Consider the following 15,001-nt stretch of genomic DNA (forward strand, 5'->3'; position numbering starts at 1 on the left):
CCACTTCTATAACCACGAGCGGCTCCAGACAAAGACTGGCCTGGCTCCGCTCTCGCTTCGCCAGGCCAGTCTTTGATTCGTTTACTTCTACCCCTTGCAGGCCTCTTTTTTGTACTGTCCGCACAATATGGGGCGGTTCATGCGGGGGAGGCGCCTTTTGCTGTACAATGGGGCGGATTATTTCAGGCTGACGTCGTGGCGGGTGGCCTCGCCTTTCGAGAAGGCGTCGACGCTCTCAAAGACCCCCCGGACCATGCTCTCTACGTTCTGCTGGGTGTAGAAGGCTGTGTGGTCGGTGAGGATCACGTTGGGGAAACTGCGGAAGAGGGCCAGCTCGGAGTTGGGGATGGGCTCCCCGGCCCGGTTGTAATAGTACAGGCCGTTCTCGTTCTCCAGCACATCCAGGGCGGCGGCCCCCACCTTGCCCTGTTCCAGGGCGGCGATCAGAGCGTCGCTGTCGATCAGCTTGCCCCGGGCGGTGTTGATCAGCACCACCCCCGGCTTCATCTTTTCCAGCGCGGCGGCGTCAATGAGGTGATGGTTCTCCTCGGTGGCGTTGGTGTGGAGGGTGATCACGTCGCACTGGGCGTAGAGGGTGTCCAGATCCACATATTCGGCGTACTGGGCGGCCTCGGCGCTTGGGTAGAGGTCATAGGCCAGCAGCTTGCAGCCGAAGCCCGACAGGTGCTTGAGCACCGTCCGGCCGATCCGCCCGGTGCCGATGACGCCCACCGTGCAGCTCGACAGATCCCGGCCGATCTTGCCTTTCAGGGAATAATCCTGGGCCTCGCCCCGTTTGAGGATATGGCCCACCCGGCGCAGGGACATCATCATGAGCATGATGGCGTAGTTGGCCACCCCGTTGGGCGGGTAGTCCACGTTGGAGACGGGCATCCCCAGCTCCTTGGCCCGGGCCCGGTCCACATGGTCGAAGCCGATGGACCGGCAGCACAGGTACTTGACCCCCAGCTCGTGGAACCGTTCTACCATGGCCGTGCCCATGTCGCAGGGGGTAAAGGAGACCGCGTCATAGCCGGCCGCCAAAGCGGCATTTTCCAGGGTGGGGTACTCCTCACAGCCCCCGAACTCGACCCCGAACTCCTGGCTCAGTTTCTGGGCGAAGCCCAGCTCGTCGTAGGGGCGCAGGGTATAAAAGAAAATCTTCATTTCTGATTCACTCCCTCAAAAAACAGCGGCCTGCCCTGCCGGGGCGGCAGAGGGCCGCGCTCTCATTGTGTCCATAATAGCACGTTTGGAAGCAGAGGGGGGAGATGTTGAAAATTTTTCAATTTATTTATATAAAAAGACGATTTTGTTTGAAACAGGAGAGAGCTATGCTTTTGTTGCCGTTGCGATGCCTGGCGGGCCAGCCCGCCGACCCCGCCGCCCTGAAAGCCGAGGCCGCCGAAGCCCGGCGGTTTGGGCGGGTGGCCCTGGGGGAACATCATCTTTTTCTCTACCGGGTGCTGGGGCTGGGCGGGGGTTATATCGCCTATGCCGACATTGACCGGTGGTACATCCGCCACCTGGAAGCCACGGTGGAGGTCTCCTCGTTTTCCTCCTATATGTTTGTGGTGGAGTACCCCCACGGGGATGGCTTTCAGGAGTTTGCCATCAACTACGAGGAGAAAAAGAAGCTGGACGCTTTGCGGGACGCTTTCCGGGCGGCCCACCCGGAGATCTCCTTCGGGCGAGACCCCAGCCGCCCCACCCGGCAGAACTGGTGAGTCGGTTCAAAGGCCTTCTGACAAAAAAGAAAAATCCTCCCCGAACAGGGAGGGTTGAAGGAAGAAGCAATGTCAGTGGCAGGGCCGGTATTTTGCCGTTTTGCCAATTGCCCAGGGGGCGAACCGGTCCAGGAATTTATATCCCAATATACAGAGGACCAGGGTCATCAGAACAAGGAGAGAGGCAAGCAAAAAGTTTGACCGTACGGCATCTGTGCTTGTTTGGAGAGGAATAGAAACCAGGGTGGCCAGCACGCGGTAGATTGGGCCCTGGACACAGAGGGCGATCAGGCTGATCCGGCCCAGATATTCCAGCACCGCGTTTTTCTTCAGCAGAAGAGCCAGAAGCAGAGCCGCCAAGATTCCGACGAATCCGTTGAGAAACCAACGAATCCCTGTCTCTGTGCAGTAAAAGGAGAGAAAAATGCTGCACCCCAATAACCCCAGAGCGGCCCCCCCATTTGACCGGGGTATAGAGCTGCTGGAGTATTGGCCCGGCGTTGTGGGCCGAGAGAAGGTGCCCTATTGCAAAGAAAGCGATGTAGCGGAAGGTTCGGTCGATTCCCCAGGGAAGGGACGGCAGGGGAGTCAGCAGAAACACCAGGCTCATCAGGGCAGAGAGGCCGAAGGCCAGCTTCTGCCCGCCGAGACGGACCAGCAAATTAAAGAAAACAGTCAGAACAAAAAAACAGGGCAGAAACCACAACGGAACATTAAAGCCGAGATAATCGTACTGCCCGGCAAACAGACCGTAAACAGCGGTGGAGAGATCCAGCCCTGTATCCCGAAAATGCCGCTCCACCAGCAGCCAGTACCCCAGTGTAAGGGTGCCAAAACAAAAATAGGGAATGAGGATTGTCTGAACTCGGCGTTTCAAGTCAATCCAAAAGGGCTTTTCACGATAGGCCCAGCCTGCCGCGAAGAAAAATAGCGGCATATGGAAGGTATAGATCCAACGGAAAGCCGCATCGTTGAGGTAAATGTGACCAAAAAGGACCAGGAGCGTCCCCATTCCCTCAGGATATCCAGATAGGCAAGCCGGCTGCTGGTTTGGGTTTGCTGGGTGGTTTTTGCTTGCGGATCCAAAAGAACCCCCTCCTCTGTTTTGATATAAAAATAGACTTAGACAAAGGAATGATAACATATATTTTTCTTGTCTACAAGTTCGCATTTTGGGTCCCCGCTTGTAAAAAGCCCCCAAAGAGAGTATGCTATCTTCAGGAGTAAATCTGCGGCGGCCCCGGAGGCCGGCCGGAATACAATAAAAAGGAGAGAAACCTTATGCGCGCATACGAACGTCTGCTGCAATATGTCCGGGTCCATACCACCTCGGACCCCAATTCGGGCACCCACCCCTCCAGCGCCCGCCAGTTTGACCTGGCCCGGATGCTGGTGGAGGAGCTGAAAACGCTGGGCGTAGAGGACGCTTTTGTGGACGAGCACTGCTACGTCTACGGCACCCTGCCCGCCACCCCGGGCTGTGAGGGGAAACCCGCCCTGGGTCTCATCGCCCACATGGATACCGCCAACGACGCCAGCGGTGAGAACGTCCAGCCCGTCCTCCACGAGAACTACGACGGCCGGGATGTGACCCTGCCCGCCACCGGCATGGTGATGCAGGTGGCGAAATTCCCCTTCCTGGCCAAGATGAAGGGAGAGACCCTCATCACCACCGACGGCACTACCCTGTTGGGGGCCGACGACAAGGCGGGCGTGGCCGAGATCATGACCACCGTGGAGACCCTCCAGGCCGAGGGCCGCCCCCACGGCAAACTCTGCATCGCCTTCACCCCCGACGAGGAGATCGGCGAGGGGGCCATGCTCTTTGATATCCCGGGCTTCGGGGCCGACTTCGCCTACACTGTGGACGGCGGCGACGCAGGGGACATTGAGTACGAAAACTTCAACGCCGCGGCGGCCACCGTCACCGTCCGGGGCCTGTCGGTCCACCCGGGCAGCGCCAAGGATAAGATGATCAACGCCTCCAACGTGGCCATGGAGTTCCATATGGCTCTGCCGGTGATGGCCCGCCCCGAGACCACCGAGGGCCGGGAGGGCTTCTATCACCTGTGCCAGATGTACGGCGACGTCACCGACGCAAAGCTGGGCTATATCCTGCGGGACCACGACGCCGACAAGCTGGAGTGCAAGAAGGACAACCTGCGCCAGATCGCCGACGCCCTGAACAGCAAGTACGGCCCGGGCACCGTGACGGTGGAAATCAAGGACAGCTACCGCAACATGATCGAGAAGATCCTGCCCCACTTCCACCTGATCGAGACTGCCCGCACCGCCGTGCGGATGGCAGGTCTGGAACCGGAGGAAGTGCCGGTCCGGGGCGGCACCGATGGAGCCACCCTGAGCTGGAACGGCCTGCCCTGCCCGAACCTGGGCACCGGCGGGTTCAACTTCCACGGGGTGTGCGAGTGCATCACCGCCGAGCGGATGGACAAGGCCACCGAGATCCTCTTGAACATTGTGGGCATCTACGCAAAATAAGAGTAAAATCAATCAAAAAGCCGCTGCGGGCTGGGCCTGCGGCGGCTTTTTCGGTTTATTTGCGGTTGTACCCGGCCAGATCCTTGATGACCTCGCCGGCCAGGATCAGCCCGGCCACCGAGGGCACAAAGGCGGTGGAGCCGGGGGTGGCCCGCCGGGGCCCGCCGGGGCGGGTGGCGTCGGCGGGGGTGCCCCCGTCGGGGGCCTCCGGGTCGGGGATGGGGGTCAGGGCCGGCTCCCGGGAGTAGACCACTTTCAGGTGCTTGACCCCCCGTTTGCGGCACTCGTTCCGCATCACCCGGGCCAGGGGGCAGACCGAGGTCTCGTAGATGTCGGCCACCTCCAGCTGGGTGGGGTCCAGCTTGTTGCCCGCCCCCATGCAGCAGAGGATGGGCACCCCGGCGGCCTGGGCCTGCATCACCAGGGAGAGTTTGCCGGTGACGGTGTCGATGGCGTCCACCACATAGTCGTATTGGGTGAAATCGAACTGCCCCGCCGTCTCGGGGGTGTAGAAGGTCTTGTAGGTGCGGACGGTAATTTCCGGGTCGATGTCGTGGATCCGGGCCGCCGCCACATCCACCTTGTATTGGCCGATGGTGCTGTGAAGGGCAATGATCTGCCGGTTTAAGTTGGACAGACACACCTGGTCGTCGTCGATCAGATCCAGCGCGCCCACCCCGCTGCGGGCCAGGGCCTCGACGGTGTAGCCGCCCACCCCGCCGACGCCAAAGACGGCCACCCGGGCCGCCCGGAGTTTCTCGATGCCGGTCTGCCCCAGCAAAAGCCGGGTGCGGGAGAGTTGTTCGTTCATGGGATGTGATCCTGCCTTTCCTCTTGTGTGTGGGCCAAAAGGGCCCGGGCGGCGGTTAAGAGAGCCGCTTTTTCGTTGGGGATTTTTTCGTCCAAAACCTGCTCCAGCAGGGCGGCCAGAGCCTGGCCCAAAGCCCGCCCCGGCCCAAAGCCCAGGGCTTGCAGTTCCTGCCCGCCGATGGCCAGCTGACCGATCCGGCAGCAGGCGTTTTCGTTTGTCAGGGTTTCGAGGGTTTCGCCCAGGGCGTTCCACTCCGGGCCGCCGGTCCGGGCCCGCCCCAGGGCGACCAGCCGCGCCGTCTGCGGGGGGCTCAGCCGGGCCAGCAGATGCCGGGCCTGAACCCGCCGGGCGGCGGGGGTGCCGGCGGGGGTGAAGTCCCATTCCGCCGCCAGCTCCGACACCTGTTTTAATAGCTCGTTGGAGGGCCGCAGGCTCCGCAGGGCCTGCCCGGCGCCCTCCCGGCCTAAGGAACCCAGCAGGGCCGCAAACCGGACGGGCAAATCCGCCGGGGCCGCATCAATGGCGGCGCAGCAGGCGGAGAACCGCCCCGGCTGGCCCAGGGGGTCCAGGGCGGGGAAGATGACTTCCATCAAGGCCGGTTCCAGCCACCGTCCGGGCCGGGGGGCCAGCAGGAGTTTTGATACTTCCTGCAAAATCCGCTCGGCGGAGATATTTTTCAGCCCGCCCCGCAGCGCCAGGGCCGCGGCCCGGGTGGCCGGGTCAAGGGAGAACTCCTCCCGGGCCCCGAAGCGGTAGAGCCGGAGAATCCGCAGGCTGTCCTCGGCGAACCGCCGGGCCGGGTCCCCCACGGCCCGCACCTGCCGGGCCGCCAGGTCCGCCCGCCCCCCGAAGGGGTCCACCAGACCCTCTTTTTCATTATAGGCCATGGCGTTGATGGTGAAATCCCGCCGGGCCAGATCCTGGGTCACATCGGCCACAAAATCCACCTTGTCGGGGTGGCGGCCGTCGGAGTAGGCTCCCTCCACCCGGAAGGTGGTGATCTCATAAAAGCTGTCCCCCTGCCGGACGGTGACCGTCCCGTGTTTCAGCCCGGTGGGGATGCACTGCTCCTCTCCGAACAGGAGGAGCACTTGTTCCGGCCGGGCGCTGGTACAGAGGTCCCAGTCAGCGGGGGCTTTGCCGAGAAGGCTGTCCCGCACGCAGCCCCCCACAGCATAGGCTTTGTACCCGGCGGCGTGGAGCTGAGCCAGCAGGGTCGCCGCCCCGGGGTCGAGGGTGATATTTGGCGTCATGGTTCCTCCTCAAAGCGCAGGGTGATCTGTTTGCCGTCGGCGCCGCACTCCGCTGCCGGAAAGGCGGCTCGGGCCTCGCCGAGATAGTCCTCGGGCTGCTGGATGATGGGGGAGTAGTGGACCAGCCAGAGCCGCCGGCCCCCCGCCCGGGCCGCCAGCGCCCCGCATTGGGGGAAGGTGCTGTGGCCGTAAAGGGCGGCCTGGTCGGCGTAGTCGTCGGTGGGGTAGGTGGCGTCGCAGAGCAGAAGATCTGCCCCCCGGGCGGCCTCCTCCAGGCCGGGGCAGGGGGCGGTATCGCCGGAAAAAACCACCCGCAGCCCCCGCCGGGCCGGGCCCAGCACTTCCTCGGGGCGGACCAGCCTCTCCCCGGCGGAGACCGTTTCACCCTTTTGCAGCCGTCCCCAGAGGGGCATAGGAACCCCCAGGGCCCGGGCCCGCTGGGGGTCGAACTTCCCGGCCCGGGCCAGGGTGAAGCAATACCCCTGGCTGGCTACCCGGTGTCGGGTGGGGAAGGCCGAGAGGGCCGCCCCGGTGGGCCAGCCCAGCGCCGCCAGGTCGAGCCCCTCCGGCGGCAAAAGGGCGGGCCGCAGAGGATAGGGCAGCGGCCCGGCCAGAGCCCGCAGGGCTTCCAGCAGTCCGGCGTCCCCGGCCGGGGCGAAGAGGGCCAGGGGCTTTTCCCGCCCCTGGCAGCCCAAGGTCTGCAACAGGCCCGGCAGCCCGAAAATATGATCCCCGTGCCAGTGGGTCAGACAGATTCCGTCCAGCTTCATCAGGCTGACCCCGGCCCGGCGGGCGGCGGCCTGGGTGCCCTCGCCGCAGTCAAAGAGCAGGCTGTGGCCGCTGCATTCCAGCACCGCGGCGGTCAGGGCGCGGTCGGGCAGAGGCATGGTGGCGGCGGTGCCCAATAGGGTGACAGTTATCATGGCGTTTCACCTCCCGGAAAAGATTTAAACGCTCTTATTTTACCACAAAGATTCGGCGGATGCCAACGGGGGTATGGGGCGTTAGCCCTCGCCGGGTTTCTCGGGCAGAAGATCCAGCAGCCCCAGAGAGTATTCGTATAAAAACAGGTGTTTCGGGTCCTTCAAAAAGGGACCCGCCAACTTTTCCATCTGTTCCAGCCGGTAAAACAGGGTGGTCTTGTGGATGTAAAGGGCCGCAGCAGCGGCGGTGGTGCTCCGGTTGTGGGCGAAGTAGGCCCGCAGGGTGGGGATATAGGCGGTGCCACGGGTCCGGTCGTGCTCCCGGAACAGCCGGATGTGGGGGTGGAGGCAGGCTTCCGCCTGACGGGCCGGGTGGGAGAGGAGAAAACAGGCCAGGGGGAAATGTTCCTCAAACCGGCAGATGGGCCCCGGCAGCCGGGGAGCCCGGGCCTGGGCGCAGCGCAAAAGGGCTTTCACCATGGTTTGCGCCTGGGCGTGGGCCTGGGGGGCTTCCAGCAGAGGGTCAAAGGGCATGCTCACCGCCAGGGTGAACTGGTGGTACCCCAGCCAGTGGAGGAGCTTCACCGGTTCTTCCGGGCCCAGCAGAGCCGCCGGGGTGAGAAGCAGCAGGTTCTCCCGCCCCCAGCAGCAGAGGCTCCCGGGCAGAAGGTCCCCCACCTGCTGCAATAGCGGCTCGTGCCCCAGCCCGGAGAAAAGAGGCGCTTCCAGACAGACCAGGCACCCCAGCCGGTAGGGCCCGCCGGGCCGCCACCCGGTCTGCTGCAGCCGCTGGAGGATCAGTCCTTCATCCGAGATTTCCCCCTCCACCAACTGGCGGAAAATTTCCGCCTGTGCGGGCTGGCGGGGGCCGGGGATGTTGTACTCTCCCTTTTGCAGCTCTACCGAAAGGGCTTGGGCCAGGGCGGACCAGCGTTCCAGGCCGGCGGGGTCCGGCTGCTCTTTCGACCGCAGAAAGAGATACCCCGTCACCTGTTTGTGGGTGGAGAGAGCGCAGAATACCTCCCAGAGCCCGCTGGAAGCATTGTAGAGGGAAAAAGCCTCCCGGCTTTTTTGCAGCTGGGCGGTGATCCCTTTCTGCTGCAATTCCTCCACGATCTCGGGCCGCATGATCCACCGCCCCGATGCCTGGGGCACAAAGACCCCGTCGTCCTCTTTGGGGGCGGCGGTGGCCAGCAGGGTATAGGCCGCGTCGCAGACCGAAAAACTCTGGCCCAGGTATTTCCCGGCTGCCTGGACCAGCGCTTCCAGCCCGCCCCCGGCGGCCAGCTGTTCCAGCAGCATCCGCCGAAAAGATTCCAGATGCTCCATTTGAACCTCCTAAAAGTACTTTTTCAATTATTATAGCATAAAAAGCCCGAAAATGCCCCTTTTTTGCCGCGTTTATCCGATGATTTCAGGAGATTCGTTTGTTATACTACTAACGAATAAGGGCCCCGCCACACCGGGGTCAAAACGGCTTTGGATCAGACAGAAGGAGAACAAGATGAAAAAGATCAGTCGTAAAGGTTTCCTGAAACTGGCTGCCGCCGCTGCCATGGGCGGCGTCACCGCAGGGGCTCTGTCCGCCTGCGAGTCCGCCAGCAGCACCGCCGCCAGCGCGTCCAGCGCAGCGGCTCAGAACGGCTATACCGCCGGTACTTACACCGCCACCGCCGCCGGTATCAACGGCGACGTCTCTGTGACCATGACCTTCGACGCCGAGAAGATCACCGAGGTGGTCATCGACGCTTCCGGTGAGACCGAGAGCATCGGCGGCGTGGCCGCCGAGGAGCTGGCCAACACCATCCTGGAGGCCCAGACCAGCGAGGTGGATGCCGTTTCGGGCGCCACCATCACCTCCAACGCCATCAAGGAGGCCGCTGCAAAATGTATCGCTGAGGCCAAGGGCGTTGACCCCGAGACCCTGAACGTCCAGACCGAGACCATCAGCTGGCGCACTGCCCCCGAGGCCATCCCCGAGGAGAACATCGCCGACACCCTGGAAGCCGACGTGGTGGTCATCGGCCTGGGCCAGGCGGGTCTGGCCTGCGCCCGCGCTGCCATGGAGGGCGGCGCTTCGGTCATCGTCATCGAGAAGATGAGCGAGGAGAACCACGCCTGGACCGGCTGCGACTTTGGCCACATCAACTCCCAGTGGCTGAAGGACCAGGGCATCCCCGAGGTGGACCCCGTGGAGGTGCTGAACGACTGGCAGCTCCGGGGCTGCAATATGTCCAACCCCACCCTGGTGATGAAGTACCTGAAGAACTGCGGCGAGACCTTCGACTGGTTCATGGAGCTGGGCGACGAGGAGGGCAAAAAGCAGCTGCGAGCCTTCCATAACCCCTACCCCAAAAACTTCAAGGGCGAGCTGGCCGGCCAGAAGTTCTGGAACGGCACCGCTCAGTTCCCCGGCATCTTCTTTGAGGGGGACTACACCGTCACCGCCCACAGCAAGCTGATCACCCAGTACATCATCGAGAAGGGCGTCCAGGTCTTTTACAGCAACGACGCCCAGTACCTGGAGAAGGATTCCACCGGCCGGGTCACCGGCGTGATCGCCAAGACCGAGAACGGCTATGTCCGTTACAACGGCACCAAGGGCGTTGTCCTGGCAGCGGGCGACTTCTCCGCCGACGCCGAGATGGTGGACGAGCTCTGCCCCAACATCAACGCTCTGAACTACACCGGCGACGGCAAGAAGATCACCGGCATGGACCGGGACGGCAAGGGCATCAAGATGGGTGTCTGGGCCGGCGGCAAGCTGGAGCCGGGCCCCCTGTCCACCATGGGCGGCACCTTCTTCTTCCCCAGCGGACTGCTGGGTTCCTGCGGCAACCTCTGGCTGGACAACGACTGCAACCGCTTCTGCAACGAGGCCTTTGGTGACCCCGTCTTTGCCGGCGCCGAGGCTGCCCGCCACAAGGGCACCATTTACAGCGTCTTTGACGCCGACATCTATGAGCAGCTCCAGTCCTTCCCCGCGGGCCACGGCTCTGCTTTCGTCAACGATCCCACCTACAAGGCCAGCCTGGAGAAGGCCCTGGCCGACGCAGTCGCCGCCGGGGACGAGGGCGTGGACGAGTGCCTGACCATGACCGGCGGCACCATCCGGCTGTTCGCCGCCGACACCCTGGATCAGCTGGCCGACCGGCTGGGCCTGACCGGCGAGAAGAAGGAGAACTTCCTTGCTTCCGTGGAGAACTACAACGCCAAGTGCGCCGCCGGCTACGACGACGACTACGGCAAGGACCCCAGCGTCCTCTTCCCGGTGGCAAAGGCCCCCTACTACGGCTTCGCCAAGGACATCTACGCCGGGTATGAGTTCCTCTGCACCACCGGCGGCCTCTGGACCGACAACGACCAGAACGTCTACGATGAGCACCTGGATGTGATCCCCGGCCTGTACGCCACCGGCAACTGCTGCGGCCGCCGCTTCGGCGTCCAGTACAGCACCCCCATCGCCGGCGTCAGCGTGGGCATGGCCCAGACCCTGGGCCGCGAGCTGGGCAAGCACCTGGCCTCCCTCTAAGCTGAATCAAGAAAGAATCTTTGCTGCACCTCTGGTTCCGGTCTTTGGACTGCGCCAGGGGTGCAGCTTTTTGCACCCTTGCAATTATAGAAGAGCTGTGGGAGAATGGGGGAGAGAAAACCCGGTTATCTACCGGCGGGAGGAACTTTTTCGTGAAACTGCTGCATCTTTCCGACCTCCATCTGGGCAAGCTGGTCAACGGCTTTTCCATGGTGGAGGACCAAAAATACATCCTTAAACAAATCCTGGAGATCACCGCCGCCGAACACCCCGACGCCGTCCTCATCGCCGGGGACGTCTACGACAAAGCCATCCCCTCCGAGGGGGCGGTCTTGGCGCTGGACGAGTTTCTGGTGGGCCTATCAGACGTTTGCCCCCAGATTTTCCTCATCAGCGGCAACCACGACTCCGCCGAGCGCCTGGCCTTCGGCGGGCGGCTGATGCGGCCGGGCATCCACGTCTCCCCGGTGTATGAGGGGGCCGTCGCCCCCGTCACCCTGGAGGACGAATACGGCCCGGCGGATGTCTGGCTTTTGCCTTTTGTGAAACCCGCCCAGGTCCGCCACAGCTTCCCCGAAGAGGAGATCGCCTCCTATACCGACGCGGTGGCCTGTGCCGTCCGGCATATGCCCCTGGACCCGGACCGGCGGAATATTCTGGTGTCCCACCAGTTCGTCACCGGGGCCCAGCGCTGCCAGTCGGAGGAACTCTCGGTGGGGGGCACCGACAACGTGGACGCGGCGGTGTTCGAGCCCTTCGACTATGTGGCCCTGGGGCACATCCACGGCCCCCAGCAGGTGGGTCGGCCCACCGTCCGCTACTGCGGCACCCCGCTGAAATATTCCTTCTCCGAGCTGAATCACAAAAAATCGGTGACGGTGGTAGAGCTGGCCGAAAAAGGCCGGGTGGAACTGCGCACCGTCCCCCTGACCCCCGCCCGGGATCTGGCCGAGCTGCGGGGAACCTATGCCGACCTCACCGGACCCGGTGCGGCCGACCGGTATGTTGCCCAAAAGGATTGCTACCTGCGGATCGTCCTCACCGACGAGCAGGAAGTGTTCAACGCGGCGGGGGAACTGCGGAAACACTACCCCTACATGATGGCCCTGGAATACGACAACACCCGCACTCGGTCCAGCTTCACCCTGGATACGCCGGACAAGGTGGAGGAGCGCTCCCCCCTGGAACTGTTTGACGAGCTCTTCACCAAACAGAACGGCCGCCCCATGGAGGAAGCCGAGCGGGCCTGCCTGGCCGGGATTCTGGAGCGTGCACAGGAGGAACAAGGATGAGACCGCTGAAACTGACCCTTTCTGCCTTTGGACCCTATGCGGGTCTGGAAACGCTGGATTTTACCCTGCTGGGGGACAGCGGGCTCTACCTGATTACCGGCGACACCGGCGCGGGCAAATCCACCATTTTTGACGCCATCACCTTTGCCCTCTACGGCAAGGACAGCGGCAAGGACCGGCGGGAGCGGTCTTTCCGCAGCATGTACGCCGAGTCGGACAGCCAGGAAACCTTTGTGGAGCTGACCTTTCTCCACCAGGGCCGGGAGTACACCGTCCGCCGCCAGCCCGAGTACGAGCGGTTTTCCAAGCGGAGCGGCAAGAACACCCTGAAAGGGGCCGAGGCGACCCTCCTCTGCCCGGACGGTACCATCATCACCAAGAAAACCCAGGTCACCGAAAAGATTGTGGAACTGCTGGGGATCAACCGGGACCAGTTCAAGCAGATCGCCATGATCGCCCAGGGGGATTTCCTCGAGCTTTTGCAGGCCGAGAGCGACCGGCGGCGGGAAATCTTCCAGAAGATTTTCGATACCCGGATCTATGCCCGGGCCCAGAAACTGCTGGGGGAGGAGGCCGCCCGGCTGATGGATCAGCAAAAGAGCCTGCAAGGGGGGATCGCCCGGTATGCCGCCGGGGTCCAGTGCCCCGATGACTCTCCTCTGGCGGAACAGGCGGCCCTGGCCCGGGCGGGGGGCCTGCCCACCTCCCAGCTGGCGGGGCTTTTGGAACAGCTGCTGACCGCCGACGAGGGGGAGAAAACCGCCCTCACCGAACAGCAGGCCGAACTCACCCAGGCCATGAACGAGCTGGCAGGCCAGATCTCCCTGGAACAGGAGCGGCAGAAATCCCGCCAGGAACTGGCGGCGGCCCAGGGCCGGAAGATCACCCTGGAAGCCGAGCAGGCCGCTGCCCGCCAGACCCAGGCCGCCGCCCGGGCCCGGCAGGGGGAGATGGAGCAGCTCCAAAAAGAAGCCGCCGCCCTGGAACACCAGCTGCCCGACTACGACCGCCGGGAGGAATACCGCCGCCAGGCCCGCACCCGGGCGGAGGATTTGGCCCGGGCCCAAAAGGGTCTGGCCGGGCTGAAAGCCCAGCGGGAACAACTGGCCGCCCTCTATACGGCGGCCCAAGCGGAGGCTGAACCTCTCCAGAACGCCGAGGCCGACCGGGTCCGGGCCGAGCAGGCTCTGAAAGAGTGGCAGGCCCGGCAGGAGCGTCTGACCGCCGCCGGAAAGAACTGGCAGACCGGGGCCCGGCTGCTCCGGCAGGCCCAGGCCGCCTATCAGCAGGCGGAAGCCGAAGCAAAGCAGGCCCTGGAAGAATACGACCGCCAAAGCACCCTCTACCGCCAGGAGAAGGCGGGGCTGCTGGCCCGGGACCTGAAAGAGGGCGCGCCCTGTCCGGTCTGCGGCTCCCTCCACCACCCCAACCCGGCGCCGCCCCCGGCGGGGGCCGTCTCGGAGGAAGAGCTGGAAGGGCTGCGGGCCGGGTGGGAGGCCGCCTCTGCCCGGGCCCAGAAGGCCGCCGAGGCCGCCAGCGCCGCCAAGGGCCGGGCCGAACAGCAGGCCGCCGCTCTTCGGGAAGAGATGGCGAACCTCCCCGCTGAGGGCCCTGTTCCCGAGGCTCTGCCCGAACAGCTGACGGCGGCCCTGGCCCGGCTGGCCGCGGAGACCCAGGCCGCCGCCCAGGCCCTCCAGGAGGCAGGCCAGCGGGCCCAGCGTCAGACCGAATTAAACGCAAAGCTCACCCAGTGGGCCGAGAAGATCGAGACCCTCCGCACCCGGGTGGAGAACGGGGAGCGGTACTGCATCCAGCTGGCCGAACAGGAAAAGGCGGGGGCCGCCGCCCTGGCTCAGCTGGAAGAAACCCTCTCCTGGCCGGACGGCCCGGCGGCCCGGGCGGCCCTGGCCGAAAAGCAGAACGCCGCCAAGGCCATCCAGTCCGCTATGGAGCGGGCCGACCAGAACGCCCAGCGGATCGCCGCCGCCCTGGCCGGGGCCGAAGGGGTGATCCACTCCCTGGAAAGCCAGCTGGCCGGGGCCGAACCGATGGATCTGGAATCGGCCCGCGCCCGCTGGGCCCAGCTCAAGAGCCGGCAGGCCGAACTCACCGCCCAGAGCGAGGAAATCTCCGCCCGGCTAATCCAGAACCGGGCCGCCTTGGAGGGCATCCAGAACCAGAGCGCCCAGGCCGCCGCCCTGGCCGACCGCTTGCAGATGGTCAAGGGGCTGGCGGATACGGCCACGGGCAGCGTCTCGGGCAAGGAAAAGGTGGACTTTGAGACTTATATCCTCCGCAGCTACTTCGACCGGATTCTCCGCCAGGCCAATCACCGCTTTTTGGAGATGTCGGGGGGCCAGTACGAGCTCTGCCGGCGGGAAAAATCCGAGGATCTGCGCCGGGCCAGCGGCCTGGAACTGGAAGTTCTGGACCACTACAACGGCACCCGCCGGGACATCAAAACCCTGTCGGGCGGCGAGTCCTTCTTGGCCTCCCTGTCCCTGGCCCTGGGGCTGGCGGACGTGGTCCAGGCCGCGGCAGGGGGCGTCCAGATTCAGGCCATGTTCATCGACGAGGGCTTCGGCACCCTGGACGAGGAGACCCTCCGGCTGGCCATGGAGTCCTTGATCCGGCTCAGCAGCGGGGACCGTCTGGTGGGGATTATCTCCCATGTGGCCGAGCTGAAAAACCGGATCGAAAAACAGATCGTTGTCACCAAGACCCGTTCCGGCGGCAGCCGGGCCGAGATCGTCTGCGGGTGATGGGAAAAGGCTGCTGCAAAATCAAACTGCAACAGCAACTTGCACTGCAAAACGGGATGAAAAAACAATCCGGGACCTTTTAAGCGCAGCGTGCTTTCAAAGGTCCCGGATTGTTTGCATCTTTTTTGAGACGAACCGTTTTCCGGCAGATCCCTGCCGGAAATTATGGGAGGTTGAAATCGCTTGAACCACAGGGCTGGAT

Annotated in this window: 11 protein-coding genes and 1 pseudogene; 5 read left to right on the top strand and 7 right to left on the bottom strand. The window is 63.9% G+C overall.

Annotated features, from left to right (window positions below):
• Nucleotides 1–177 precede the first annotated feature (177 nt).
• Entirely contained in the window at nucleotides 178–1,167 is a 990-nt protein-coding gene (locus JCM17207_RS02690) for a D-isomer specific 2-hydroxyacid dehydrogenase family protein (RefSeq protein WP_238316133.1), read from the bottom strand.
• A gap of 173 nt (nucleotides 1,168–1,340) precedes the next feature.
• Here JCM17207_RS02690 and JCM17207_RS02695 point away from each other — a divergent pair, with 173 nt between their 5' ends.
• Entirely contained in the window at nucleotides 1,341–1,727 is a 387-nt protein-coding gene (locus JCM17207_RS02695; RefSeq protein WP_238316134.1) for a hypothetical protein, read from the top strand.
• A 72-nt stretch (nucleotides 1,728–1,799) separates the two neighbouring features.
• Here the strand turns inward: JCM17207_RS02695 and JCM17207_RS13810 are convergent, their stop codons facing one another.
• Nucleotides 1,800–2,165: a hypothetical protein gene (locus JCM17207_RS13810; RefSeq protein WP_373871913.1), complete on the bottom strand. Its 366-nt coding sequence runs from the start codon at nucleotides 2,163–2,165 to the stop codon at nucleotides 1,800–1,802.
• 55 nt (nucleotides 2,166–2,220) lie between these two features.
• A pseudogene (locus tag JCM17207_RS13815) lies at nucleotides 2,221–2,898 on the bottom strand (acyltransferase family protein); the annotation flags it as partial.
• Nucleotides 2,899–3,008: 110 nt separating this feature from the next.
• Between JCM17207_RS13815 and pepT the strand changes: the two are divergent.
• Nucleotides 3,009–4,226 (top strand): peptidase T, encoded by a 1,218-nt coding sequence (pepT, locus tag JCM17207_RS02705; protein ID WP_238316136.1) that lies wholly within the window; start codon nucleotides 3,009–3,011, stop codon nucleotides 4,224–4,226.
• Between the two features lie 55 nt (nucleotides 4,227–4,281).
• On the opposite strand, the gene JCM17207_RS02710 is transcribed toward pepT, so the two are convergent.
• From JCM17207_RS02710 to JCM17207_RS02725, 4 genes are all read right to left on the bottom strand, one after another.
• Nucleotides 4,282–5,037, bottom strand: coding sequence for a tRNA threonylcarbamoyladenosine dehydratase (locus tag JCM17207_RS02710; RefSeq protein ID WP_238316137.1), 756 nt, complete (start codon nucleotides 5,035–5,037; stop codon nucleotides 4,282–4,284).
• Complete coding sequence (locus tag JCM17207_RS02715) at nucleotides 5,034–6,290, bottom strand: CCA tRNA nucleotidyltransferase (protein WP_238316138.1); 1,257 nt, start codon at nucleotides 6,288–6,290, stop codon at nucleotides 5,034–5,036. Before JCM17207_RS02715 ends, JCM17207_RS02710 begins: the two co-directional genes overlap by 4 nt.
• Complete coding sequence (locus JCM17207_RS02720; RefSeq protein ID WP_238316139.1) at nucleotides 6,287–7,213, bottom strand: ribonuclease Z; 927 nt, start codon at nucleotides 7,211–7,213, stop codon at nucleotides 6,287–6,289. Before JCM17207_RS02720 ends, JCM17207_RS02715 begins: the two co-directional genes overlap by 4 nt.
• Before the next feature lie 81 nt (nucleotides 7,214–7,294).
• The gene (locus JCM17207_RS02725) at nucleotides 7,295–8,542 is read right to left on the bottom strand and encodes a PucR family transcriptional regulator (RefSeq protein WP_238316140.1); all 1,248 of its coding nucleotides are present in this window, start codon (nucleotides 8,540–8,542) and stop codon (nucleotides 7,295–7,297) included.
• Between the two features lie 175 nt (nucleotides 8,543–8,717).
• On the opposite strand from JCM17207_RS02725, the gene JCM17207_RS02730 reads away from it, so the two are divergent.
• The 3 genes from JCM17207_RS02730 to JCM17207_RS02740 all read left to right on the top strand — a co-directional run bounded on the left by JCM17207_RS02730 (nucleotide 8,718) and on the right by JCM17207_RS02740 (nucleotide 14,799).
• Entirely contained in the window at nucleotides 8,718–10,745 is a 2,028-nt protein-coding gene (locus JCM17207_RS02730; protein ID WP_238316141.1) for an FAD-dependent oxidoreductase, read from the top strand.
• A 152-nt stretch (nucleotides 10,746–10,897) separates the two neighbouring features.
• Entirely contained in the window at nucleotides 10,898–12,037 is a 1,140-nt protein-coding gene (locus JCM17207_RS02735; RefSeq protein WP_238316142.1) for an exonuclease SbcCD subunit D, read from the top strand.
• A complete protein-coding gene (locus JCM17207_RS02740) occupies nucleotides 12,034–14,799 on the top strand; it encodes an AAA family ATPase (RefSeq protein WP_238316143.1) in 2,766 nt (921 codons plus the stop codon). The genes JCM17207_RS02735 and JCM17207_RS02740 overlap by 4 nt, the downstream gene beginning before the upstream one ends.
• Nucleotides 14,800–15,001: the final 202 nt, after the last annotated feature.

It is taken from the genome of Faecalibacterium gallinarum, assembly GCF_022180365.1.
GTDB classification, from domain to species: domain Bacteria; phylum Bacillota; class Clostridia; order Oscillospirales; family Ruminococcaceae; genus Faecalibacterium; species Faecalibacterium gallinarum.

Excerpts from the sequence above, each read along its gene's own strand:
- JCM17207_RS02690 (WP_238316133.1), bottom strand. The coding sequence starts at position 1,167 with ATGAAGATTTTCTTTTATACCCTGCGCCCCTACGACGAGCTGGGCTTC.
- pepT (WP_238316136.1), top strand. The coding sequence starts at position 3,009 with ATGCGCGCATACGAACGTCTGCTGCAATATGTCCGGGTCCATACCACC.
- JCM17207_RS02710 (WP_238316137.1), bottom strand. The coding sequence starts at position 5,037 with ATGAACGAACAACTCTCCCGCACCCGGCTTTTGCTGGGGCAGACCGGC.
- JCM17207_RS02715 (WP_238316138.1), bottom strand. The coding sequence starts at position 6,290 with ATGACGCCAAATATCACCCTCGACCCCGGGGCGGCGACCCTGCTGGCT.
- JCM17207_RS02720 (WP_238316139.1), bottom strand. The coding sequence starts at position 7,213 with ATGATAACTGTCACCCTATTGGGCACCGCCGCCACCATGCCTCTGCCC.
- JCM17207_RS02725 (WP_238316140.1), bottom strand. The coding sequence starts at position 8,542 with ATGGAGCATCTGGAATCTTTTCGGCGGATGCTGCTGGAACAGCTGGCC.
- JCM17207_RS02730 (WP_238316141.1), top strand. The coding sequence starts at position 8,718 with ATGAAAAAGATCAGTCGTAAAGGTTTCCTGAAACTGGCTGCCGCCGCT.
- JCM17207_RS02740 (WP_238316143.1), top strand. The coding sequence starts at position 12,034 with ATGAGACCGCTGAAACTGACCCTTTCTGCCTTTGGACCCTATGCGGGT.